This is a genomic window from Streptomyces smyrnaeus (genome assembly GCF_017676345.1).
Classification (GTDB): Bacteria; Actinomycetota; Actinomycetes; order Streptomycetales; family Streptomycetaceae; genus Streptomyces; species Streptomyces smyrnaeus.
In genome coordinates this window covers 146,092-169,992 of the sequence record NZ_JAFFZM010000016.1, presented here as the reverse complement: position 1 = coordinate 169,992, position 23,901 = coordinate 146,092, and the positions used below count along the sequence as shown (strand labels likewise).

General features: G+C 72.0%; 20 protein-coding genes. 14 read left to right on the top strand and 6 right to left on the bottom strand.

Translation table 11 applies throughout. From position 1 onward, the window contains the following. Nucleotides 1–12: 12 nt before the first annotated feature. Complete coding sequence (locus tag JW613_RS25095) at nucleotides 13–933, bottom strand: TetR/AcrR family transcriptional regulator (RefSeq protein WP_209213177.1); 921 nt, start codon at nucleotides 931–933, stop codon at nucleotides 13–15. Nucleotides 934–1,106: 173 nt separating this feature from the next. Continuing rightward, entirely contained in the window at nucleotides 1,107–2,099 is a 993-nt protein-coding gene (locus tag JW613_RS25090) for a helix-turn-helix transcriptional regulator (RefSeq protein WP_209213176.1), read from the bottom strand. Nucleotides 2,100–2,207: 108 nt separating this feature from the next. On the opposite strand from JW613_RS25090, the gene JW613_RS25085 reads away from it, so the two are divergent. Further along, nucleotides 2,208–2,615: a DUF3224 domain-containing protein gene (locus JW613_RS25085; RefSeq protein WP_209213175.1), complete on the top strand. Its 408-nt coding sequence runs from the start codon at nucleotides 2,208–2,210 to the stop codon at nucleotides 2,613–2,615. A 137-nt stretch (nucleotides 2,616–2,752) separates the two neighbouring features. Here the strand turns inward: JW613_RS25085 and JW613_RS25080 are convergent, their stop codons facing one another. Together JW613_RS25080 and JW613_RS25075 are read right to left on the bottom strand one after the other, a co-directional pair. Next, nucleotides 2,753–4,075, bottom strand: coding sequence for an MFS transporter (locus JW613_RS25080; RefSeq protein WP_209213174.1), 1,323 nt, complete (start codon nucleotides 4,073–4,075; stop codon nucleotides 2,753–2,755). Between the two features lie 158 nt (nucleotides 4,076–4,233). Further along, complete coding sequence (locus JW613_RS25075) at nucleotides 4,234–5,019, bottom strand: DeoR/GlpR family DNA-binding transcription regulator (protein ID WP_209213173.1); 786 nt, start codon at nucleotides 5,017–5,019, stop codon at nucleotides 4,234–4,236. Between the two features lie 148 nt (nucleotides 5,020–5,167). Between JW613_RS25075 and JW613_RS25070 the strand changes: the two genes are divergently transcribed. The 5 genes from JW613_RS25070 to JW613_RS25050 all read left to right on the top strand — a co-directional run bounded on the left by JW613_RS25070 (nucleotide 5,168) and on the right by JW613_RS25050 (nucleotide 10,817). Next, the gene (locus JW613_RS25070) at nucleotides 5,168–5,839 is read left to right on the top strand and encodes an HAD family hydrolase (protein WP_209213172.1); all 672 of its coding nucleotides are present in this window, start codon (nucleotides 5,168–5,170) and stop codon (nucleotides 5,837–5,839) included. After that, entirely contained in the window at nucleotides 5,836–6,927 is a 1,092-nt protein-coding gene (locus JW613_RS25065; protein ID WP_209213171.1) for a 2-hydroxyacid dehydrogenase, read from the top strand. Before JW613_RS25070 ends, JW613_RS25065 begins: the two co-directional genes overlap by 4 nt. Next, nucleotides 6,924–8,378 carry an FGGY-family carbohydrate kinase gene (locus JW613_RS25060; RefSeq protein ID WP_209213170.1) on the top strand — a complete coding sequence of 485 codons (1,455 nt, stop codon included), beginning with the start codon at nucleotides 6,924–6,926 and terminating at the stop codon, nucleotides 8,376–8,378. Before JW613_RS25065 ends, JW613_RS25060 begins: the two co-directional genes overlap by 4 nt. Before the next feature lie 165 nt (nucleotides 8,379–8,543). Next, nucleotides 8,544–10,292, top strand: coding sequence for a dihydroxyacetone kinase family protein (locus JW613_RS25055; protein WP_209213169.1), 1,749 nt, complete (start codon nucleotides 8,544–8,546; stop codon nucleotides 10,290–10,292). A 24-nt stretch (nucleotides 10,293–10,316) separates the two neighbouring features. Next, nucleotides 10,317–10,817 (top strand): ribose-5-phosphate isomerase, encoded by a 501-nt coding sequence (locus JW613_RS25050; protein ID WP_209213168.1) that lies wholly within the window; start codon nucleotides 10,317–10,319, stop codon nucleotides 10,815–10,817. A gap of 138 nt (nucleotides 10,818–10,955) precedes the next feature. Here the strand turns inward: JW613_RS25050 and JW613_RS25045 are convergent, their stop codons facing one another. Then, the gene (locus JW613_RS25045; protein ID WP_019354156.1) at nucleotides 10,956–11,159 is read right to left on the bottom strand and encodes a cold-shock protein; all 204 of its coding nucleotides are present in this window, start codon (nucleotides 11,157–11,159) and stop codon (nucleotides 10,956–10,958) included. A gap of 261 nt (nucleotides 11,160–11,420) precedes the next feature. On the opposite strand from JW613_RS25045, the gene JW613_RS25040 reads away from it, so the two are divergent. The 8 genes from JW613_RS25040 (at nucleotide 11,421) to JW613_RS25005 (ending at nucleotide 22,557) form a co-directional block, all read left to right on the top strand. Then, on the top strand, nucleotides 11,421–12,272 hold the full coding sequence (locus JW613_RS25040) for a menaquinone biosynthetic enzyme MqnA/MqnD family protein (protein ID WP_209213226.1): 852 nt from the start codon (nucleotides 11,421–11,423) through the stop codon (nucleotides 12,270–12,272). 153 nt (nucleotides 12,273–12,425) lie between these two features. Then, complete coding sequence (mqnC, locus tag JW613_RS25035) at nucleotides 12,426–13,631, top strand: cyclic dehypoxanthinyl futalosine synthase (RefSeq protein ID WP_307843654.1); 1,206 nt, start codon at nucleotides 12,426–12,428, stop codon at nucleotides 13,629–13,631. Nucleotides 13,632–13,672: 41 nt separating this feature from the next. After that, nucleotides 13,673–14,371 carry a demethylmenaquinone methyltransferase gene (locus tag JW613_RS25030; RefSeq protein ID WP_209213167.1) on the top strand — a complete coding sequence of 233 codons (699 nt, stop codon included), beginning with the start codon at nucleotides 13,673–13,675 and terminating at the stop codon, nucleotides 14,369–14,371. A 92-nt stretch (nucleotides 14,372–14,463) separates the two neighbouring features. Further along, nucleotides 14,464–15,669, top strand: coding sequence for an NAD(P)/FAD-dependent oxidoreductase (locus JW613_RS25025; RefSeq protein WP_209213166.1), 1,206 nt, complete (start codon nucleotides 14,464–14,466; stop codon nucleotides 15,667–15,669). Between the two features lie 255 nt (nucleotides 15,670–15,924). Beyond that, complete coding sequence (locus tag JW613_RS25020; RefSeq protein ID WP_209213165.1) at nucleotides 15,925–16,821, top strand: RNA polymerase sigma-70 factor; 897 nt, start codon at nucleotides 15,925–15,927, stop codon at nucleotides 16,819–16,821. 444 nt (nucleotides 16,822–17,265) lie between these two features. Continuing rightward, complete coding sequence (locus tag JW613_RS25015; RefSeq protein WP_209213164.1) at nucleotides 17,266–19,776, top strand: serine/threonine kinase C-terminal domain-containing protein; 2,511 nt, start codon at nucleotides 17,266–17,268, stop codon at nucleotides 19,774–19,776. Nucleotides 19,777–19,966: 190 nt separating this feature from the next. Next, nucleotides 19,967–21,217, top strand: a complete 1,251-nt coding sequence (locus tag JW613_RS25010) for a geranylgeranyl reductase family protein (RefSeq protein WP_209213225.1) — start codon at nucleotides 19,967–19,969, stop codon at nucleotides 21,215–21,217. A 116-nt stretch (nucleotides 21,218–21,333) separates the two neighbouring features. Continuing rightward, complete coding sequence (locus JW613_RS25005; protein WP_209213163.1) at nucleotides 21,334–22,557, top strand: hypothetical protein; 1,224 nt, start codon at nucleotides 21,334–21,336, stop codon at nucleotides 22,555–22,557. 147 nt (nucleotides 22,558–22,704) lie between these two features. Here JW613_RS25005 and JW613_RS25000 read toward each other — a convergent pair whose 3' ends face one another. After that, nucleotides 22,705–23,508 carry a C40 family peptidase gene (locus JW613_RS25000; protein ID WP_209213162.1) on the bottom strand — a complete coding sequence of 268 codons (804 nt, stop codon included), beginning with the start codon at nucleotides 23,506–23,508 and terminating at the stop codon, nucleotides 22,705–22,707. Nucleotides 23,509–23,901: the final 393 nt, after the last annotated feature.

The window sequence follows — 23,901 nt, the reverse complement described above, 5'->3', positions numbered from 1 at the left end:
AGTGGTCGGTGCTCAGTCGGTGGGCTTGGGGAGGAGCTCGGTGCGCACATACGCGCGCAGCGCCGCGTACATGTCGTCGGGGCCGGTACCGTCCTCGGCTCCGGCTGCGCTGGCCAGCACCTGGGAGGCCAGTCCGTCGACGAGCGCGGTCAGCCGCAGGGCGCTGAACTCGGGGTCGACCTCGCGGAAGACGCCCTGGGCGATACCGCGCCGGACGACGTCGGCGACGGTGGTGCGCCACTGCCGGTAGTACTCGACGTGCAGCTTTCCGATCGCGGTCGAGCGCGCGGCCTCGGCCCACAGGTCGAGCCACACCAGCCACTGCCGCCGCTGCTGCTCGGTACGAGGTGTCTGCAGGGCGAGGAGCTCGTCCAGTTCCGCGGCGGCGTCCTCGTCCGCGCCGGCCTCGGCGATCCGCGCAGCGCGGCGGGCGGTGTCCTCGTCCATGCACCAGCGCACCGCCGCCTCCAGCAGCTCGGCGCGGCCGGGGAAGTGGTAGTGGATGGCGGCGGTGCTGGTGTCGCACGCTGCGGCGATGTCGGCCACCCGGACGGCATGGAAACCGTGCTCCGCGATGAGCCGCACCGTCTCCCGCACGATCTGCAGCGGGCGTCCGGCGGCGGGAAGCGCAGTCGTCCGCGTCCCGCCGGTGGGGGGCGGCGCGACGCTCGGGGTCTTCGGCTCGTCGGACCCGGTGCTGCCGGATCCGAGCAGCCATCCGGCGTCGACCTGCCCCGCGTCGGCGATCCGCGCCAGTTCCGCGACGGTGAAGCGGCGGGTGCCGCCGAGCGAACGGGAGAGCTTGGACGGGTCCATCACGATGCGCCGGGCGAACTCCCGCTGGCTGCATCCGGCGGCCTCGACGACCTTGCGGACGCGCTCGGCGATCTCGCCCGCGCCGTCCTGGATCCTGTCGCCCGCTGTGTTCCGCATGCGGCCACCGTACGGGCACGTTGAGATAAGCGCAATGATCGGGTGGTCGCTTTGTTTGCGTTTGCGCAGGTATACCCGGTGAATCAGAGGTGATTGTGCTCCTGACTGATGCATCAGTCAGGAGCGCAACACGCTCCGGCCCTGGGCTGCCCGATCTCGTCGCCGGTGTGCCGTCAGACTTTTGGTGGATAGCGGGCCGCCAGGGCGCGGACGGCTTCGACCACGGCCTCCCGCAGTGCGGGCGGCCCCAGCACCTCCGCCTCCGCGCCCAGGCTGAGCAGATCGGAGACGGCGACCGGCAGCGACTCGACGGCCAGCTCCACCTCGGCCCACCCGTCCTCGCCCGACGGTCCCGCGCCCTCCAGCGCACGCTCGCCCGAGGTACCGAACTTCGCGACGAGCAGCCGTCGGCCCGCCGGGGAGAGCCGGAGCCGGGCCACCTCCTGGCGGAGCATCGCCTCCAGGCGCTGCGTCGACGCCTCCCAGTAGCCGGGCAGGTCGAAGCCCGCGGGCCGCTCGAAGGTCTCGTCGGCGGTGCTGACCTCCACCAGCCGGGAGATCCGGTACGTACGGACGGCGCCCTCGCCGTCCGCGTTCTGGGCCGCGGCGACCGCGACCGCGTACCAGATGCCGCCCTTGAGGACGATGCCCAGCGGGTGCAGCTCGCGCCGCACCTCGCCCTGCCAGCGCTGGTAGCGCACCTGCAGTACCCGCTGCTCCCACACCGCATCGGCGACCTGCGGCAGATACGGCACCGGGTCCGCGTCCCGGAACCAGCCCGGCGCATCCAGGTGGAACCGGTCCTGGACGCGTCGGCTGTGCTCGGCGAGCGCGTCGGGGAGCGCGGCGCGCACCTTCAGCTGGGCTGTGGTCAGTACGGCGCCGAGCCCCAGCTCCTGGGCGGGGCCCGGGAGTCCGGACAGGAAGAGGGAGCCCGCCTCGTGGCCGGTCAGCCCGGTGAGGCGGGTGCGGTACCCGTCCATCAGCCGGTAGCCGCCCGCCGGGCCGCGGTCGGCGTAGACCGGGACGCCGGAGGAGCTGAGCGCCTCGATGTCGCGGTAGACGGTGCGGACGGAGACACCCAGGTCGGCGGCGAGTTCGGGGGCCGTCATCCGGCCGCGGCCTTGCAGCAGGAGGAGCAGCGAGAGGAGCCGGTCGGCGCGCATGCCGTCATTCTCGCGGCTGGTGCGCCGTACCTGACACAGGGTGTCAGGTACGGCCGGAAGGATGCCGGTACGCCGTCGAACAGCAACCGCAGCGAAAGGCCACCTCATATGACCCAGCAGTCCACCGACGCCGTTTTCACCGTCTCGACCTGGGACGAGAAGAACGTCACCGACTCCGACCGCGGCCCGCGGCTGGCGCACGCGGCCATCGTCAACAACTACAGGGGCGGCATCGAGGCGGAGGGCACCACCTGCCAGTACCTGCTGACCTACACCGTCGGAAAGTGCGGCTCCTTCTGCGGGATGGAGCTGCTGACCGGGTCGGTCGACGGCCACGAGGGCACCTTCGCCGTCCAGCAGCAGGGCACCTTCGACGAGGAGGGCGTCATCCGCTGCACCTTCGAGGTGGTCCCGGGCTCGGGCACGGGAGAACTCTCCGGCCTGGCCGGGACGGGGTCCTACGAGGTGCGCGAGGGGGAGCAGGAGGTGAAGGTGACCTTCTCCTACGACCTCTGACGCCCTCAGAACCGGCTGTTCCCCGCGCCACCGAAGGGGCGCGGGGAACAGCGCGGCCGGCCACCGGCCACCGGCCACCGGCCACCGGCCGCCCGCAGCCCGCGAGCGGCGGGCGGGGGCACCCCCTCGGCGGAGCCTCAGGCAGGTGTGGGGGCCGAGCTCTTGCCAGGCGGTGAGGCGGCGACGGGGGAGCCGGAGCCGCCCTGCTCCTCGGGCATCTTGAGGAAGAAGGTCAGCACCATGGCGACCAGGTACAGCACCAGGAAGACGATCGTCACGCCGCCCGCTCCCACCAGCGGGAGGAACAGCGAGGCGATGGCCGGGCCCACGAAGGCGGCGCCGCCCGCGCCGAGGTTGAGGAGCGCCATCGCGCCGCCCTTGTTGTCGGGGGCCATGTTCGGGATCAGCGCGGAGATGGGCACGAAGCCGGCCAGCGTGGCGCCGTACAGCATGCCGGCGAGCACGGCGACCCAGTAGTAGTCCGGGCCCAGCCAGGTCGGTACGAAGTAGAGCACCGTCACACTGACCGCGCAGCCGAAGGCGCCGAACGTGGCGATGGTGGTGCGCCAGCCGATCTTGTCGGAGACGGCACCGAAGATCAGGTTGAAGAAGATGTTGGTGCCGTAGATGATCGCCAGCAGCTGGAGCCACTTGTCGGTGCCGAAGCCGACGTCGTCGGAGAAGATCCGCGGCAGATACACGAGCATGCCGAACTCGGGTGCGGTGTTGATGATGCGCACCAGGCAGCCGACCAGGACGCGTGGGTGGGTCCAGACGATCGAGACGCTGTTGAACAGCGACTGGCCCGTGGTCACGCCGGGGTCGGCCAGCCGTTCGCCGCCCGCCCGCCGCTTGGCGCCCACCAGTGCGACGGCGCCGCCGAGCAGGATCAGGCCGAGCGCGCTCCACAGGGTGCCCATCTCGCCGATGGCGGGGATGGTGAAGCTGGACCACAGGGAGCCGAGGGTGGGCAGGCCGCCGGTGAAGGCGAAGTAGAACCAGCCCACGGCGGTGCCCAGCCGGGCCTTCGGCGCTGTGCCGGTGATCCAGACGAGGAAGCCGAAGGCGAAGAGCGGATAGCCGAAGCCGCGGATGCCGTAGAGGATCAGCATCATCGGGTAGTTCTCGGTGCCGAGCGCGAAGACCAGGTAGAGCGCGTCGAAGACCGCCCAGATGCCCAGGCCGACCCACATCACCTTGCGCGGGCCCCACACCTCGGACAGCGCGCCGGAGAACCAGGAGGCCAGCATCACGGCGACGCCGTAGGCGGTGATGACGTAGCCGGCCTTCACATCGGTGCCCGCGCCGTGGTCGGCCATGTAGGGCGCGATGAACCCGCTCTCGACCCCGTCGCCGATCATGAACAGCAGTACGCCGATGTATCCGAGGACCAGGGGCTTCGGCAGCCCTATGCGATCGAGTAGCCCTCCGTCAGGGGCTCGGGTCGCTGGATCCGTCATCGGGGGGCCTCCGCTCTGAGGTAACCAGTTGGTGCACCGCAGATCCTCAGCCCGCCTGCGAGAAATATCAAGAGCTATGTTAAAAGTAACGGTCAAGTTCGCTACCGCGTAACAGCGCGAATCCCTCGCGTAGCCGGACCCCTGTCGCAGGAGGGGCGCTACGCCGACACGACCCGTACGTCCGTCAGCTTCCGCAGCTCCGCCACCAGCTCGTCGTCCACCGGGCCGGACAGCACCACATGGTCGAACGCGCGCACCGGGTCGAGCCGGTGCAGAGCGCTGCGGCCGACCTTGCTGTGGTCCATCAGCAGCACGCTCACCGAGCCGGCCTCCCGCATCGCGCGTTTGAGGGCGACGATCTCCTGCTCCTGGTGGTAGGTCATGGTGCCGGTGATGGCGGAGGTGGACACGACGGTCAGATCCACCGAGAAGCTTTTGATCATCTCCAGCGCGGAGAGCCCGATCCACGAGTCGTGGGTGCGCGAGTACTCGCCGCCGATCCCGATGAGCCGTACGTCCTCCACGGGCCGCAGCTCCTCGGTGATCAGCCGGTAGTTGGTGACCACGGTCAGCGGTCCCACCTGCGGCAGCAGCTTCGCGAAGGCCAGAGCGGTGGTCGAGTCGTCCAGCATCAGCGACATGCCCGGCGTCACGAACTCCAGCGCGGCCCTGGCCAGCGCCTCCTTCTCGCCGGTGTGCGCGTGCAGCCGGAAGTCCGAGCTGGACTCGAAGACGGTGGAGGGCTGGGCCGAGACTCCGCCGTGGTACTTGCGCAGGATGCCGCGATCGGCGAGTTCGGCGATGTCCCGGTGCACGGTCATCACGCTGACGCCGGTCAGCTCCGTCAGCTCGGCCACCGAGGCGTCGCCCTTGGCCAGCACGTGGTCGACGATCTGCTGCTGACGCTTCTGGCGCGTGGCGCGCGCTGCTGAATGGGCGGTCATACGGACCATCCTGCACCCCGTACGGTTCGGTTCGGCCCCCGGATCGGCGGAAGCCTCACATTGCTTGTGGTGGGCGTATCAACGCATGAGTGACAGATAACAGAAGCAGTGTTAATTTGCTGGGAGCCGAAGGTGAGGAGTTCCGGCCGTGGCCGATGCAGTGGTGTTTGACATGGACGGAGTGCTCGTCGAGAGCGAGCATCTCTGGGAGCGGCTGTGGACCGCGTTCGCCGCCGAGCGCGGCAAGCAGTGGGGGCCCGAGCAGACCAAGAGCTGCCAGGGAATGAGCGCCCCGGAATGGGCCGCCTTCCTCACCGAGTTCGCCGGCGGCGGCGACAGCGTCGCCGACACCGAGCGCACCGTCGTGGACGGCATGATCAAGGCGCTGGAGGACGGGGAGATCGAGCTGCTGCCCGGCGCCCGCGAGATGATCACCGAAGCCGCCGCGCGCGGGCCCATCGCGCTGGCCTCCTCCGCGCCGCGCCGCGTGATCGACGCCGTCCTCGCGCACCATGGAGTCGACCACCACTTCAAGGCCACCGTCTCCAGCGCAGAGGTCCCGCGCGGCAAGCCCAGCCCGGACGTCTACCTCGCGGCCGCCGACAAGCTCGGCGTCCCCGCGGCCGACTGTCTGGCGGTCGAGGACTCCAGCAACGGGCTGCGCGCCGCCGCGGCGGCCGGGATGACGGTCGTCGCCATCCCCAACCCCGGCTATCCGCCGGCCGCCGACGCACTGGCGGGCGCCGCCCACTGCGCGAGCGACCACGACGACGTACGCCGCTATCTGCTCTCCCAGCTCAAGGAAGGTGACCGGGCATGACGGACCCGACAGCTGACCCGATCAAGGTGCTGGCCTCGGGCGACCACTTCATCGCCCCCCAGTTGTTCGTCGACGCGCTCAAGGAAGCCGCCCCGGGCACCGCACTGGACTTCCGCACCCAGACCACCCCCTGGCCGCACACCCCCTTCGGGCCCGTCGGCAACGTCAAGGAGGCCAGCGGGACCGAGGACGAGCTGCTCGAAGCGCTCGGCGACGCCGAGGTGGCGCTCATCCAGATGGCGCCGTTCACCGAGCGCGTCATTCGCGAGGCCCCGAACCTCAAGCTGATCGCGGTGGCCCGCGGCGGCCCCGTCAACGTGGACGTCGAGGCCGCCACCCGCGCCGGCATCCCCGTCACCTTCACCCCCGGCCGCAATGCGGCAGCCGCCGCCGAGTTCGCGCTCGGGCTGATGCTCGCCGCGCTGCGCCGGATCCCCGCCTCCGACGCGGAGCTGAAGAAGGGCACCTGGCGCGGCGACTACTACGCCATCGAGAACGCGGGCATCGAGCTGGACGGCACCACCGTCGGGCTCGTCGGCTACGGCGCCATCGGTGCCATCGTCGCCCGGGTGCTGCGCGCCTTCGGCTCCGAGGTGCTGGTCGCCGACCCCTACGCCGACCCGGCCAAGGCGGCGGCCGACGGCGTGGAGCTGGTGGCCCTGGAAGAGCTGCTGCGCCGCAGCTCGGTCGTCAGTCTGCACGCCCGCGTCACCCCCGAGACACGGCACATGCTGAACGCCGACAACCTCAAGCTGCTCCCCAAGGGCGCGGTGCTCGTCAACTCCGCGCGCGGTGAACTCATGGACTACGGCCCGCTGCCCGCGATGCTGAAGTCCGGCCATCTGGGCGCGCTGGCCCTGGACGTGTACGACGTCGAGCCGCCGCCCGCCGACTGGCCGCTGCACCGGGCGCCCAACGTCATCACCACCCCGCACCTGGCGGGCGCCACCCGGCAGACCGCCGACCGTGCCGCGGCCATCACCGCGGCGCAGGCGGCCGCGTATCTGCGCGGCGAGCGCCCCGAGTTCGTGGTGAACCCGGAGGTGTTCGACACCACGGGAGCGGCCGGGGGAGGGCAGCAGTCATGATCGTCGGGGTCGACGTCGGCACCTCGGTCACCAAGGCCCAGCTCATCGCGCGTGACGGGCGCACCACCCCCGCGCACGAGGCCCGCAGCACGCTCTACACGCTGCCGGGCAACCGCGTCGAGCAGGACATGGACGAGGTCATCGGTACGGTCGTCACCGTCGTACGGGCCGCCGTCGCCGATGCCGCACAGCTCGACCCGAACGAGCCCGTCGAAGCCCTCGCCCTGACCGGTCAGGGCGATGGCCTGTGGCTGCGGGACGCCCGCGGCCGTCCGGTCGGCCGCGCGCTGTCGTGGATGGACGGCCGCGCGGCACCCGTCCTGGACAAGTGGGCCGCCGACGGCACGGCGCGGGAGGTCTACCGGCGCACCGGGGCCGGTATGTTCCCGGGCGCCGCCGGACCGCTCCTGGCCCACCTGGCCGAACACGAGCCCGAGCGGCTCGCCGCGGCCGACGTGGCCGGGTACTGCGTCGACGCCATCGCCCAGCGCTTCACCGGTGAACGGACGGTGGACGCCTCCGACGCCTCGGTGCCGTTCCTGGACGTGGCACGCCGCAGCTACGACGACGAGGCACTGGAGCTGTGCGGACTGGGCCGCTGGCGGGGACTGCTGGCCGAACCCGCACCGCCCGGCGCGCTGTTCGGACTGCTGCCCAAGGTGGCCGCCGAGCTGGGGCTGCCCGCCGGGCTGCCGGTGAGCGCCGGCCCGTTCGACATCCCCGCCTGCGGCTTCGGCTCGGGCCTTCAGCAGGTCGGCGAGGGCAACCTCATCGTCGGTACGACGCTGGCCTGCCAGGTGCTGAGCGACGACCCCGCACCGGGCGCGGCCGACGAGGCGGCCGGCATGGTCCTGGCCACCCCCTACGAGGGCCGGTATCTGCGGGTGATGCCCGCCATGATCGGCACCGCGGGGCTGGACTGGCTGCTGGGGATGCTCGGCGTGCGCATCGAAGAACTCGACGCGCTGCTGGCCCAGTCCCCGTACGGCGCCGCCGGAGTGACGGCCCTGCCGTTCCTGTCCACCAGCGGTGAGCGGGCCCCCTTCGTGGACGCCCGCGCCCGTGGGCGCCTGGACGGGCTCTCTCCGCTGACCGGCCGCGCCGACCTGGTCCGCGCCCTGTGCGAAGCGGTCGCCTACTCGGCCCGGCACTGCCTGGAGACCCTCGGCGTCGACGGAGCCGTCACCGCCTGCGGCGGGGGAGCCCGCTCCGGTGAATGGGGCCGCATCTTCGCCGGTGTGCTCGGGCGGGACGTGCAGGTACGCGAGGACGCCGTGGGCATCCGCGGCGCCGCTCGGGTGGCGTGGCGCGCGCTGGGCGTCGACGCCGGAAGCGCCGATGCCGCAGGCGGCGGCCGGGTCGCCCGCGCCGACGACGCGGCGGTCGCCTTCTACGAGGACGGCTACCACCGGTATCTCGACACCTTGGAAAGAGCCCGCCAGTCCTGGTGAATCCCGCCTGCTGGTGAACCCCGCCCCGCGAACCCCGCCCCCGGCCAACCCCGTCTCCTGGTGAATCCGCCCCGGCCCCTCGCGCGCCTTCCGGCACCGGGACCCGCTCCGGTCGCGGCTCGGCGCTGTCCGGTCCCAGGGCACAACGAACTGCTGGAGTCCTCCATGACCCGCGTATTCAACGACCCGGCCCGCTTCGCCGAGGACATGGTCCAAGGCTTCGTCGCGGCGCACCCCGACCACGTCCGAGCAGTCCCGGGCGGCGGCGGTGTCGTCAGGGCGCACCGCCCCGGCACCGCGAAGGTCGCCGTGCTGACCGGCGGCGGCTCCGGCCACTACCCCGCCTTCTGCGGGGTGGTCGGCAAGGGGTTCGCCGACGGATCGGTGATAGGCAACGTCTTCACCTCCCCGTCCGCCGCGCAGGCGTACTCCGTGGCGGCGGAGGCCGAGACGGGGGCAGGTGTGCTGTTCATGTTCGGCAACTACGCGGGCGACGTCATGAACTTCGGTCAGGCCGCCCAGCGGCTGACCGACGAGGGCATACCGGCCCGCTGCTTCGCCGTCACCGACGACATCGCCAGCGCCCCCGCCGCCGAGGCGGACCGGCGCCGCGGCATAGCGGGGGGCTTCACCGTCTACAAGACGGCCTCCGCAGCGGCCGAGGAGGGCGCGAGCCTTCAGGAGGTGGTCCGGGTCGCGGAGCACACCAACGCCCGTACCCGCTCGCTGGGTGTCGCGTTCGCGGGCTGCACGCTCCCGGGCCAGCGGGAGCCGCTGTTCACCGTGCCCGAGGGCAAGCTGGGCCTCGGGCTGGGCATCCACGGGGAGCCCGGCGTGCGCGAGAGCGAGCTGACGTCGGCTCAGGAGCTGGCCGGCACCCTGGTGGAGGGGCTGCTGGCCGAACGGCCCGACGAGGCCGCCGACAGCCGCCGGGTGGCGGTCCTCCTCAACGGTCTGGGCGCCACCAAGTACGAGGAGCTGTACGTCCTGTGGGCGTCCGTCGAGCGGCTGCTCACCGAGGCGGGGCTGGAGCTGATCCGTCCGGAGGTCGGTGAACTGGTCACCTCACTGGACATGGCGGGCTGCTCGCTGACCGTCACCTGGCTGGACGACGAGCTGGAACGGCTCTGGCTCGCCCCCGCCGACACCCCCGCCTTCCGCCGCGGCGGGACCGCCCCCGAAGCGACCGCCACCGGCAGGGCGGCGAGCGCACCCCGCACGGCGACGGCCGGCCGTGCGGCAGCACAGCCCGCCCTCGCGACCGGCGAGGCGATCACCGTCGGCAGCACCGCCGTACGGGCCCTCCGAGCGGCCCACACCCTGCTGCACGAGCAGGAGGAGGCCCTCGGCCGGCTCGACGCCGTCGCCGGGGACGGGGACCACGGACGCGGTATGTGCAAGGGCGTGGACGCGGCGCTCGCCGCCGCCGAGAAGGCGCAGGCCACCGAGGCCGCACCGGCCGCACTGCTCGGTGCGGCCGGGGACGCGTGGGCGGCCGAGGCGGGCGGCACCTCGGGAGCGCTGTGGGGCGCGGGGCTGCGCGCTCTCGGCTCCGCGCTCCCCGCCGACCGCGCTCCCGCGCCGACGGAACTGGCCGACGGCGCGCGGGCCGCGCTGGAGGCCGTCACCACGCTCGGCAAGGCGGAGCCGGGCGACAAGACGCTGGTCGACGCGCTCGCCCCGTTCGTGACCGCCTTCCAGGAGCGGCTGGAGGCGGGCAGTCCGCCCGCCGAGGCCCTCGGTGCCGCCGCCGATGTGGCCCGTACCGCCGCCGAGGCCACCGCCGAGCTGCGCCCGAGGCTGGGCCGGGCCCGGCCGCTCGCCGAACGCAGCATCGGCACCCCGGACCCGGGCGCCACCTCGCTGGCGATGGTCCTGGGAGCCGTGGCCGACACCGTACGACCTGCCCTCTGACCCCGTCACCAGGAGGAACGCACCATGAGCAGCACCCCCGCAGCGCCCCGGCCGTTCCGTGTCGTCGTGGGCTGCGACGACGCGGGTCTCGACTACAAGGAAGCCCTCAAGAAGGACCTGCTGGGTGACGCCCGGGTGGCCGAGGTCTTCGACGTCGGCGTCGGCGGCGACGGGGCCGGCAGTTCCGACCTCGGCAGGGCCTACCCCCATGTCGCCGTCGAGGCGGCCCGCCGGGTGGCCGACGGCGAGGCCGACCGGGCGCTGCTGGTCTGCGGCACCGGGCTGGGCGTCGCGATCAGCGCCAACAAGGTCCCCGGCATCCGGGCCGTGACCGCGCACGACAGCTACTCCGTGCAGCGCTCCGTGCTCAGCAACAACGCCCAGGTCCTGTGCTTCGGCCAGCGCGTCATCGGCCTGGAACTGGCCCGTACGCTGCTGGACGAGTGGCTGGACCAGCACTTCGACGAGGGCTCGGCCTCGGCGGCGAAGGTTGCCGCGATAGCGGGCTACGAGCAGGGCTGCTGACCGCCCGCCGGACGGCGAGCGAGCCCCCGGACGGGGCGCGGGCTCCGGACCGGAGCTTGGGCTCCGGAAGCGGGGCGCGGACAAAAGGCAGGAGCCCCCGCCGAGGCGGGGGCTCCTTGGATACTGCAGAGTCAGGGACTACTGCGCGGTGACATTCTCCGCCTGCGGGCCCTTCGGGCCCTGCGTGACATCGAACGACACCATCTGGTTCTCCTCAAGAGAGCGGAAACCGGATGCGTTGATCGCGGAGTAGTGGACGAAGACATCGGGACCGCCGCCGTCCTGGGCGATGAAACCGAAGCCCTTTTCGGCGTTGAACCACTTAACGGTTCCGGTAGCCATAAGCCCTCCTTGGGCCTATAAGGGTGTCCCTGCTCCCAGAACCCACAAAGAAGCCTGAAAACGACGAGAGCCCGCGGTCACATGCTCCGCAGGCTCTGTACTGCAAGGGAAACCAAACTGCAACTTGGCTCTGAGCCTAGCACGGTGGTGGCCGGCGCGGAAGAGTTGCGGATCATGTCCCACGACCCCGCCGAGGGACCCCGCGCGGCCGGATGCGGACCGGGGCGTACTCTCCGGAGAGTGACTGCGAAACCGAGGCATGTGCGCACCCGCCCCCGCGTCGCGCACATCCAGTTCCTCAATTGTCTGCCGCTGTACTGGGGCCTGGTCCACACCCACACCCTGCTGGACCTCGACCTGACCCGGGACACCCCCGAGAAGCTCAGCGAGATGATCATCGACGGGCGGCTCGACATGGGGCCCGTCACCCTGGTGGAGTTCCTGCGCAACGCGAACGACCTCGTCGCCCTCCCGGACATCGCGGTGGGCTGCGACGGCGACGTCATGTCGTGCGAGATCGTCTCCCGCGTCCCCCTCGACCAGCTGGACGGCGCCCGGGTGGCCCTCGGCTCGACGTCGCGCACCTCCGTCCGCCTGGCCCAGCTGCTGCTCGCGGAGCGGTACGGCGTCCAGCCGGACTACTACAGCTGCCCGCCCGACCTGGAGCGGATGATGAAGGAGGCGGACGCCGCCGTCGTCATCGGCGACGTGGGGCTGCGTGCCTATCTGCGGCAGCTGCCCGAGGAGGATCTCCAGGTGCACGATCTGGGGCGGCTGTGGAAGGAGTGGACGGGGTTGCCGTTCGTCTTCGCCGTGTGGGCCGTACGCCGCGACTTCCTGGAGCGGGCCCCGGAGACGGTGCACGAGACGCACCGGGCCTTCCTCGCCTCCCGCGATCTGGCGATGGAGCAGGTCGACCAGGTCGCCGAGCACGCCGCACGCTACGAGATCTTCGAGCCGAAGGTCCTGGAGCGGTACTTCACCACGCTCGACTTCCGGTTCGGCCCCCGGCAGCTGGAGGGCGTCGCCGAGTTCGCCCGCCGTACCGGCGCCACGACCGGTTTCCCACCCGACGTCCGGGTGGAGATGCTCCGTCCTCAGTCCCGGGACTGAACCCGGATCGAGCCCCGCAGCCGGGCCCCGCGACCGGGCCCCGGGGCACTCGGAAGATCGGCCGGACGGCCCTGGCGTAGGCTGGTCCGGCGCCGCTGTGCTGTGGTAAGCGGCGAGATGTGTCGAATGTGCGACCTTTGGAGGGACGCCACGGTGACAGCGCACGTGTCGGAAGCCGACCTGCTCTCCGCCCTCGACCGCGCCGCCACCGGTGGGCGCGTCACTCCCGAAGAGGCGCTCGACCTCTATCGGTACGCGCCCCTGCACGCGCTGGGCGCCGCCGCCGACAAGGCGCGCCGCCGCCGGTACGCGGGGACCGAGCACATCGCGACGTACATCATCGAGCGCAACATCAACTACACCAACTCGTGCGTGACGGCGTGCAAGTTCTGCGCCTTCTACGCCTCGCCCAAGAGCGACCAGGTGTGGATCCGCGACCTGGACGACATCCTGCGCCGCTGCGCGGAGACGGTGGAGCTGGGCGGCACCCAGATCATGTTCCAGGGCGGCCACCACCCGGACTTCGGGGTGGAGTACTACGAGGAGCACTTCGCCGCGATCAAGAAGGCGTTCCCGCAGCTGGTCATCCACTCCCTCGGCGCCAGCGAGGTCGAGCACATGGCGCGGATCTCCGGGGTGTCGCCGAAGGAGGCGATCGAGCGCATCCACGCGGCCGGTCTCGACTCCTTCGCGGGCGCCGGCGCCGAACTGCTGCCCGCCCGGCCCCGCAAGGCCATCGCGCCGCTCAAGGAGTCCGGGGAGCGCTGGCTGGAGATCATGGAGATCGCCCACAACCTCGGCGTGGAGTCCACCTCCACCATGTTGATGGGCACGGGCGAGACCAACGCCGAGCGCATCGAGCACCTGCGGATGATCCGCGACGTGCAGGACCGCACCGGCGGCTTCCGCGCCTTCATCCCGTACACGTACCAGCCGGAGAACAACCATCTGAAGGGGCAGACGCAGGCGACCGTCTTCGAGTACCTGCGGATGATCGCCATTGCGCGGATCTTCCTCGACAACGTCGCCCATATCCAGGGCTCCTGGCTGACCACCGGCAAGGACATCGGGCAGCTCTCGCTGCACTACGGCGCCGACGACCTCGGTTCGGTGATGCTGGAGGAGAACGTCGTCTCCTCGGCGGGTGCCAAGCACCGCTCCAACCGCATGGAGCTGATCGACCTCATCCGCAAGGCGGGCCGTGTCCCGGCGCAGCGCGCGACGACGTACGAGCACCTGGTGGTGCACGACGACCCGGCGATGGACCCGGTGGACGACAGGGCCGTCTCGCATCTGTCCTCCACCGCCATCGACGGGGGTACGGCACACCCCGAACTGGCGCTCATCGATGTGAACTGACGACTCGACGTGAACTGACGACCGGACGGACAACACCAGACGTGACGCGGGCATCCCTGGACAAGAAGCCGCACGAGGTCGCGGCCATGTTCGACGACGTGGCGGCCAAGTACGACCTCACCAACGATGTGCTCTCGCTCGGCCAGGCCCGGCTGTGGCGGCGGGCGGTCGCCGCCGCCGTGGACGCGCGCCCCGGTGAACGGGTGCTCGACCTCGCGGCGGGCACCGGAACCTCGTCGCTGCCGTTCGTTGAGGCGGGGGCCTTCACGGTGCCGTGCGACTTCTCGCTCGGCATGCTGCGCGAGGGCAAGCAGCGCCACTCCTGGATGCCGTTCACCGCCGGGGACGCGACCCGGCTCCCCTTCGCGGACGCCGCGTTCGACGCGGTGACCATCTCCTTCGGGCTGCGCAACGTCAGCGACGTGGACGCGGCGCTCGCCGAGATGCGGCGGGTCACCAAGCCCGGGGGGCGCGTGCTGATCTGCGAGTTCAGCCACCCGACCTGGGCGCCGCTGCGGACGGTCTACACCGAGTACCTGATGCGCGCGCTGCCGCCGATCGCCCGGGGGGTCAGCAGCAGCCCGGACGCCTATGTCTATCTCGCGGAGTCCATCCGCGAGTGGCCCGACCAGCCGGCGCTCGCGGGCCGGCTGCAGGAGGCGGGCTGGAGCCGGGTGGCGTGGCGCAATCTGACGGGCGGCATCGTCGCCCTGCACCGCGGCTTCCGCCCGAGGGGCTGACGCCGCACGGCGTGTGATCCGGCTCACAAACTGTCACAGTGCTCGGTGACGCGGTGTCTTGAGGCCGAACCCCTGGAAACGGAGGAGACACCATGGCCGAGAACACCGATGTCCTCGTGATCGGCGGCGGATACGCCGGCGTCATGGCCGCCAACCGTATGACGCGGCGCGACGATGTGACAGTGACGCTGGTCAACCCGCGCCCGACCTTCGTCCACCGGGTACGCCTGCACCAACTGGTGGGCGGGACCCACGAGGCGGTCGTCGACTTCCGGGACGTACTGGCCGAAGGCGTCCGCCGGATCGTCGACACCGTGACGCGGATCGACGCGGCCGGACGCAGCGTCACGCTGGCGGACGGCGGGACGGTCCGCTACGACCATCTGGTCTACGCGGTGGGCAGCGGCAGCGCCGACCCGCAGGTGCCAGGAGCGGCCGAGTTCGCCTACCCGATCGCCACCCTGGAGGACGTGCAGCGGCTGCTGCCGGTCCTCGGCTCCACTCCCGCGACGGCCCCGGTGACCGTGGTCGGAGCGGGCCCGACCGGCATCGAGACCGCCGCCGAACTGGCGGAGGCGGGCCGGGCGGTGACCCTGGTCTGCGGAGGGGAGCTCGGCCCGTATCTGCACCCCCGGGGCCGGCGCTCGGTGGCCGCGCGGCTGGCCAAGCTCGGTGTGACCGTGCTCGACGGCCCCGACACGCGGGTGACGGCGGTCAGCCGCGACGCCGTGCGGCTCAGCGGCGGCCGGGAGGTGCCGAGCCGGGTGACCGTCTGGACCGCCGGATTCGGTGTGCCCGATCTGGCCGGCCGCAGCGGGCTGAGCACCGACGCCCTGGGCCGGCTGCGTACGGACGAGACACTGACGAGCGTGGACGACGAGCGCATCGTCGCGGCCGGGGACTCGGTCGCCCCGTCGGACCGGCCGCTGCGTATGAGCTGCCAGGCCGCGATGCCGCTGGGCGCCCGGGCCGCCGACACGGTGCTCAGTCGTATCGCGGGTGAACAGCCCGCGCCCCTCAACCAGTCGTTCGCCGCCCAGTGCATCAGCCTGGGCCGACGCGACGGCATCTTCCAGTTCGCCAACCGGTCCGACGTCGCGGTGTGGCTCACCATCGACGGCCGCCCGGGCGCGAAGCTCAAGGAGGCCGTGTGCCAAGGCATCATCAAGCACATGTCGGACGAGGCGGGCAAGCCCGGCTCGTACGGCCTGCACCGTCTCCCAGGAGGCGGCAAGCGCCGACGGCTGCTGCGGGCCGAGCGCGGCGGGGCGCCCGTCACCGCTGAACGCGTGGCCTGACCGGGAGTTGCCGGCCGCCCGGTCGCCCGGCCGGCTCACGGCGGGTCCGGGCCGTACGGCCTGAGGCGACGCCCCGTGGTGCGGGGCGCCGCCTCACCTGTGCCGTCGTTCCGTCGTCGCGGTCCGGCCCGCTCGCACCGAACAGCCGGGGCGGGCGCGGCGACCGCCGACCGCCCACCGCGAGGTTCTGCCGCGGATGCACGCTCGAAAGGCCGTCGGCAACCCGGGGCGGCCGCGAAAGAGGGGGTTCGAGAGATGACCGACCACGCCACCGATCCGGCGACCGACGCGTTCGTCGCCCACCGCAATCTGCTCTTCACCGTCGCGTACGAGATGCTCGGCTCGGCGGCCGACGCCGAAGACGTCCTCCAGGAGACCTGGTTGCGATGGGCCGAGGTCGACCTGGGGCAGGTGCAGGACCAGCGCGCCTACCTGGTACGGATCACGACCCGGCAGGCGCTCAACCGGCTGCGCTCGCTGAAGCGCCGCAGGGAGGCGTACGTCGGCCAGTGGCTGCCCGAGCCGGTGCTCACCACACCGGACGTGGCCGAGGACGTCGAGCTCGCCGAGAGCGTGTCGATGGCGATGATGCTCGTCCTGGAGACGCTGTCGCCGACCGAGCGTGCCGTCTTCGTGCTGCGCGAGGCCTTCGACATCGGCTACGACGAGATCGCCGGCGCCGTCGACAAGAGTCCGGCAGCCGTCCGGCAGATCGCGCACCGCGCCCGCCGGCACGTCGATGCCCGCCGCCCTCGCCAGGCGGTCTCCCCGAGCCAGACCCGGGCGGTGGTCGAGTCGTTCCGGCAAGCGCTCAACACCGGGGACCCCCAGCATCTCCTCGACGTACTCGCCCCGCAGGTCGTTCTGTTGAGCGATGGCGGCGGCGTCAAGAAGGCCGCGCTGCATCCGGTCGTCGGAGCGCGGAAGGTCGTCCGTTTCTACTCCGGCGGCACCGCCAAGGTCGAGGGCAGGCTCACCTGCGACCCGACCGTGGTCAACGGCAACCCGGCGTTCTTCATGCGGCTGGACGGCGAAATCGAGGGCGTCATGGCCGTCCGCGTCGAGGACGGCCGTATTGCCGGCCTCTACTTCGTCCGCAATCCCGAGAAGCTGACCCACCTCGGATCCCAGACCTCTCTCACCCTGCGGTGAACCCCGGCGGCGGAGCCTCGGGAGGGCCTACGTACCTCCCGGGGGCCGCCACCGGGACCTCCCCGGGCCCGACGGCCCGATGTCCGGTTGCGCTTGGATAAATCTCCTTCACACCAGGGGCGTTCGGCGGAACGATGTACCCCGTCCCTCGTACCGTACGCACACGCGTGGTGCCCCTGTGTGCCGCGCTGGTTCGTCTTCTCCCCGAACGCCGAACGCCGAACCCGAACGCAACCGCATCGGAGCGCCATGTCGTCCCCGCCGCCGCCGTCATCGTCGCCCTGCCCGCAGTGCGGCGCCGATTCCCCCGCCGAGGCACGCTTTTGCATGTCGTGCGGCGCTCCCACGGCCCCGGCGGCAACCGAGGCACCGGCGGCACCGGCCGCACCGCCCGCGCCCGAGGCACCGCCCGCGCCTGCCGCTCCGCCCACGTATGTACCGACCGTGACCGCGCAGCCGCTCCAGCCGGCCCCGCCTGCTCAGCCCGCGTACGCGCCGCCCGCGCAGCCCGGTCATACGCCGCCTCCGCCGCCGCCTGCCGGGCCCGCCCGGCCGACGCCGTTCGGGATGTTCCTGACGCGGACCCTCAAGGGCGACTGGCTGGGGGCGCTGCGCGTCGCCGGCTGGCCACTGGCCCTGGTGTTCGTGGGAGCCTGCGTGCTCGGCATCTGGTCCAACGACGACCTCGACGACCTGGACATCGGCTGGGGCACCAGGATGCGGGTCGCACTGGCCGCGCTGCTCCAGGGCGTCGGCGGCGGGTTCGGCATCTCGGCCGATTCCGCAACCTCCACCCAGGGCGAGCGCATCGCGGGGGAGGCGGACATCTCCGGCCTTCCGCTGCTGGTGACCGCCGTATGGATCGGCGCCCTCGTCGTCGCCTCCCGCGTCGAGCGGCGCCGGCTGGCGGCGGCACCGCCTTCGGCCGGGTTCGAGGCGGCGCTGCGGATCGGCGCGCTGTGCGGCCTGGGCGGCCTCGCGCTGGGGCTGTACGCCTCTCCCTCGTACGAGGGGCTGGAGCTGGAGTCCTCGCCCGGACTCACCCTGCTGTGGACCTTCCTGCTCTCCACCTTCGTCGCGGCGCTGGTGCTGACGCGCGGTGGGGCCGACGCCTGGTCGGCCGCACGGCCCGGCCTGCGCGCGGTGGTGGGCGCGCTGCGGACGGCGGGGCTGGCACTGGTGTGCGTGCTCGCGCTGGCCTCCGTGGTGATGTTCGTGGTCCTGCTGGCCTCCGAGGACGACGTCGACGCCGGTGGCGTGTGGGCGCTGGTGGCGCTGCTGCCCAACGTCGGCGCGTTCGGCCTCGCGCTGGCCTGGGGGGCTCCCATCGATGTGAAGTGGGACATCAGCCAGTGGGACGCGGGGCGCGAGTCGTTCGGCTACGGCGAGTTGAGCGACCTGGCCCAGGGCTGGGCGGTGGTGGGCGCGCTGGCGGGCGGCCTGGTGTGCGCGCTGCTGCTGGGCACGCTGGTGGCCCGGCGCAGCGTCGACCGCCGCGAACAGCTGCTCGCGGCCGGGTTCTTCGTCCTGGGCCTGCTGCTGGTCGTCGCGGTGGCCGGGGTGGGCTTCGAGGCCCGCTTCCACGAGCCCTCCCCCGGCATCGACGGCGGTGGCGGCCTCGGGGACGACTACGGCAACGATTACGGCGGCGACTACGGGAACGACTACGACGGCGGCCACTCAGGCGGCTACGGCGGTGACTTCGGCGGCGGTGACAGCTTCTCCTCCCACGGGGAGATCGCGGCCGGTATCGCCGAGCTGCTGCTGTTCGCGCTGCTGTGGTCCTACGGCGGCACCCTGCTGGTTCCATTCCTGCGGGCCCAGTTCGGCAAGGGCGGTCCGGGTGGGACGGGCCTGGGCGGCACCGGTCTGGGCGCGGGTGCCCACGGTGCGGCGGCGTACGGCGGTCACGTGCCGGGCGGTTACGGAGCGAGTGGCTACGGGCCGGGCGGTTACGGGCCGGGGGGATACGCCCCGGTCGCCTCTGGTGCACCCGCCGCCCCTGCGACCCCGCCCGCCCCGACGGCTCCGCCCGGCTCCGCCGCTTCGCCGTTGCCGGCGCCGCCGTTCGAGCAGCCCGAGCAGCCCGAGCAGCCCGACGAGCCCGGGGCCGCCCGTCCCGCCGCAAAGGCCCCGCCCGGCCCCGAGGTCCAGGGCCCGGGCGGAGGTGGTCCCGTACCGCCGCCGCAGCGCAGGCGCGGCCTGACCTGGGCGGGACTCATCCTCGCCGCCTTCCTGGTCGGCGGCGCCGCGGCCGGGGGCGCCTTCTATCTGGCGGGCGACGACGGCAAGGGGGACAGCAAGGCGGCGTCCAAGGAGTCCGCCGAAGGCTCCGGCAACAAGTCCCCCGAGGACGAGCAGTCCACCGACGGGCCCGACGGGAGCGACACCGGGCCGAAGCCCGCACCGTCCGACGGCTCCGAGCAGAGCGACGATCCGGCCCCGGACGACGACAGCGGCCCGGACATCGGGGCGGGCGGCTCGCCGCGCACCCCGATGAGCACCGAACTGCCCGACGGTTTCACGACGAGGGACGACCCCAAGGGCTTCTCCGTGGGCGTCATGGAGGGCTGGCAGCGCCGGGCGAAAGGCACCCAGGTCGACTACGAGGCACCCACCGGCGGCGACTATCTGCGGATCGGCGTCATCGAGAACGCGGGCCAGTCCTCGTACGACAACTTCCGCAACCTGGAGAAGGGCGCCCGCAAGCGGGACGGCTACCAGCGCCTCGAACTGACGAAGAACACCTTCCGGGGACGGCCGGGGGCGCGCTGGGAGTTCGTCTACACCTCGGACGACTCGGGCCGCACCATCCACGCCATCGACCAGGCGTATGTCAGCGAGGACGGCACCGAATACAGCATCTACGTCGAGAGCCGCCACGACGAGTGGGACGCGGACCGCGAGCAGGTCTTCAGCACCGCGCTGAGCAGCTGGGACGAGAACGGCACCTGACGGCGGACGGGGAGGCGGGAGGGGAGAGGGGCCGGAACGAGGCGGCGGTCCGACGCCCGCATAGACTGGCGCGGTCAGCCCAATCAGCCAGCATGCGGGAGTCCTCGTGGCCGACCCCCAACCGAAGGCGCACTCCGAGCCCCAGGCGCAGCACCAGCCGGAGGCGACCGCTTCCGAGCGGACCGCCGATGTGATCGTCGTCGGTGCCGGGCCTGCGGGCTCCACGACGGCGTACCACCTGGCCCGCAGCGGCCTGGATGTGCTGCTGCTGGAGAAGACGGCGTTCCCACGCGAGAAGGTGTGCGGCGACGGCCTCACCCCGCGCGCCACCAAGCAGCTGGTGGCGATGGGCATCGACATCTCCGAAGAGGCGGGCTGGCTGCGCAACAAGGGCCTGCGCATCATCGGCGGCGGCCACCGCCTCCAGCTGCCGTGGCCGGAGCTGGCCAGCTACCCGGACTACGGGCTCGTCCGCAAGCGCGACGACTTCGACGAGCAGCTCGCCCGCCAGGCGCAGAAGGCGGGCGCCCGGCTGCACGAGCGCTGCAACGTCACGGAACCGATCGTCGACGAGCGGACGGGCCACCTCACCGGTGTGCACGCCAAGCTGGGTGAGGAGAAGACGCCCGTCACCTTCCACGCGCCGATCGTCGTCGCCGCGGACGGCAACTCGACCCGGCTGTCGTTGAAGATGGGCCTGCACCGCCGCGACGACCGGCCGATGGGGGTGGCCGTACGGACGTACTTCACCTCGCCCCGGCACGACGACGACTATCTGGAGTCCTGGCTGGAGCTGTGGGACCGGCGCGGTGCCGAGGACCGGCTGCTGCCCGGCTACGGCTGGATCTTCGGCATGGGCGACGGCACCTCCAACGTCGGCCTCGGCGTCCTGAACACCTCTTCCTCCTTCAAGGAGCTCGACTGGCGCGAGGTCCTCAAGGCGTGGTGCGCCTCCATGCCCGAGGAGTGGGGCTACACCCCGGACAACATGACGGGCCCGATCCGCGGCGCCGCGCTGCCCATGGCCTTCAACCGGCAGCCGCACTACACGCGCGGCCTGCTGCTGGTCGGTGACGCGGGCGGCCTGGTGAACCCGTTCAACGGGGAGGGCATCGCCTACGCCATGGAGTCCGGCGCCATCGCCGCCGAGACCATCGTCCAGGCGCACGCGCGTGCGACTCCGGCCCAGCGCGAACTCGCCCTGCGCCGCTACCCGAAGGTCCTCAAGGACACCTACGGCGGCTACTACTCGATGGGCCGCGCCTTCGTGAAGCTCATCGGCAACCCGAAGGTCATGAAGCTCGCCACCGAACGCGGCCTCTCCCACCCCGTGCTGATGCGCTTCACCCTCAAGATGCTCGCCAACCTCACCGACCCCACCGGTGGCGACGCCATGGACCGCATCATCAACGGCCTGGCCAAGGTCACGCCCCGCGCCTGACGGCTCATCGCCGGTGTTCCCTTTCCGCCGCGACGGCGAGACGCTTCAGCCGATGGCCCGGCGCCTCAGGGCCGTTGGCCGAAGGCGCCCGGGCAGGGCCGAGCGAGGGAGGGGCGATGACAGGCGACACGGGACGGGGCGGCAGACCAGGAGCGCGACGGGCGGTGCTGGCGGCCGTCTCGGCGGCACTCATGGCCACCGCGTTACCGGCGACGGCGGCGGCAGCGGAATCCGTCCCGCGGTGGACGGCGCAGCGGATGACCGGCTCCGTCGGATCCATGCACGTCGTCACCGGGACCAACAACAGGGGTCAGGTCATCGGCTGGGGCGTCACTCCCGACGCGGAGTGGCGCTCCTTCCTGTGGGACGGTGAGCGGCTGACGGCCCCGCCGACCCTTCCGGACGGCAGCGAGCCGCAGTTCCAGGCGATCAACGACCGGGGCCAGGTCGCCGGCTACGACAAGCTGGCGGACGGCAGCCGACGTGCCGTGCTCTGGAGCGCGGACGGCAGGCCGCGGGCGCTCGGGGCGACGGGGATCGTCGGCGTGCAGGACCTCAACGAGCGCGGACAGGTCCTCATCGACCGGCGACCGCACCAGCGCGATCTGCTGTGGGACGGCGAGCGGCTGCGGACGCTCACTCCACCCGGCCCGGACGAGGCCGCGGCGCCCACTCAGGGATACCAGCTCAACGACCGCGGCCAGGTCCTGGCGAACACCTACCCGCGGCTCACCCCGGCACCGCAGCCGCACCCCGAGCGGACCTTCGTGTGGCGGGACGGCGCGAGCAGCTGGGTGCCCACCCCGCCCGGCACGGGGGAGGAGGCGGTGGTCCTGCCTGCCGGGTTCACCGAGCGGGGCCTGGTGGCGGCCGAGGTGAGCGACCCGTCCGACCCCTCGGGCCACCGCCCGTACCTGGCGTGGCGGGGGAAGGTCACCCCGCTCCCGCCGCTGCCCGGCACCGGTTACCCCGCGCTCTCCCGGCGGCAGGACTCCGTCAACGAGCGTGGCGACACCGTGGGGACGGTGTACGACCCGCAGGCCGACAAGTTGCGTGCGGTGCTGTGGTCCCACGGGCGCCCGCGGGAGCTGGGCGGCGGATCGGGCGGCGACAACCGGGCGGTCGTCCTCAACGAGCGGGGGGACGTCGCCGGGTGGAGCGTGACGGCCCGCGGAGTCCCGCACGCCGTGCTGTGGCGCGACGGCCGGATGCATGTGCTCGGCACCCCGGAGGGCCATGTCTCCAGCCGCGCGGCCTTCGTGACCGACCGCGGGGAAGTCTCCGGCACCGCCACCAGCGAGCGGGGCGACGTGTACGCCTTCCTGTGGCGCAGGCGCTGAAGCTCCCGCGGCGCCGGGCAAAGGCCCGGCAGCGCCCGGTCACATGCGAGGGGCCCCGCCGCTGTGGCGGGGCCCCTCACATGTCAGGCTGCCGGCGCTGTCAGGGCTGACGGCGCTGTCGGCGCGGCGTGGCGCGGTGTCCGGTGCTCAGAGGACTCGTACCGCGCCGGTGGGCTGGTCGTAGCTCATCGGGCGCTCCACGACACCGGTGGAGGAGTTCTGGGCGCCGATGAACTTGCCGCCGCCCACGTAGACGGCCACGTGGTAGGCGCTGCCCGCGCTGCCCCAGTAGAGGATGTCGCCCGGCTGGAGGTTGTCCAGGGAGACGGGGGTGCCGGTGGTGGACTGAGGCTGCGAGGTGCGCGGCAGGTTGACGCCGACCTGCTTGAAGGCGGCCTGCGTCAGGCCCGAGCAGTCGTACGCGGAGGGGCCGGTGGCGCCCATGACGTAGGACTTGCCGACCTGGGCCCGCAGGAAGTTGAGGAGGGTGGCGACGTTGCCGCCCTGCGGCGCGGAGGCCGTGCTGGGGAGGGAGGCGCGGTCGGCGGTGCGGGAGGCGCGCTCCTTGGTCTGCTGGGCGGCCTTGCGGGCCGCCTCCGCCTTGCGCTTGGCCTCGGCCTTGCGCTTCGCCTCGGCCTCGGCCTTCTCCTTGGCCTCCTTGGCCTCCTTCTTGGCCTCGGCGGCGGCGTCCTGCTGGGCCTGCTGGAGGCTGTACTGCTCAGCGGTGTGGTGCAGGGACTCGGCCGCGAGGGTGCTGGAGTCGGCCGTGGAGAGGGCCGGCAGCTCCACCGTATCGGCCGGTGCGTTCTTGTCGGCCGCCTGGGCCGGTGCCGCCGCCGCGGTGAAGGCGATGGTGCCCATGACGCCGCCCGTCATACCCGCACGCAGCGCCGTATTCATCTTGCTGGAGCGGGGCTTTCGGTGGCTGGGTATCTGAGCTTTCGGGGACATGAGGGAATGCCTAGCAGGCTCCAATCGCTTGACTCAACAATCGTGCGATGCGCCACAGTCGCCGCGTACACGGCCACTTGAGCCCTGTGTGCGCCCCTCACGGCTCCTTCCGCGACGTGATCATTGCCCAACTACGGGGCCGTGACCACGTAGTTGTCCGCATTGCCGGAATCCCTGCTGCGCATACCACGGAGAAAAGGGGAGCGCAAAGAAGGCAGCGGCTGCCGGGAATGCGGGTGGCGCAGCTCACACTTTCCCTCGGCTCGCGAACTCAACTCTTCGTGCAAAGCGGACGTTGACCCCCTATCGCCCATCCTGCTCGGTCACGGGTCGGACTCGGCGGGGTCGCGCGGGGGTCTCGGAGCTTGTGCCGGGCTTCACAAGTGCACGATC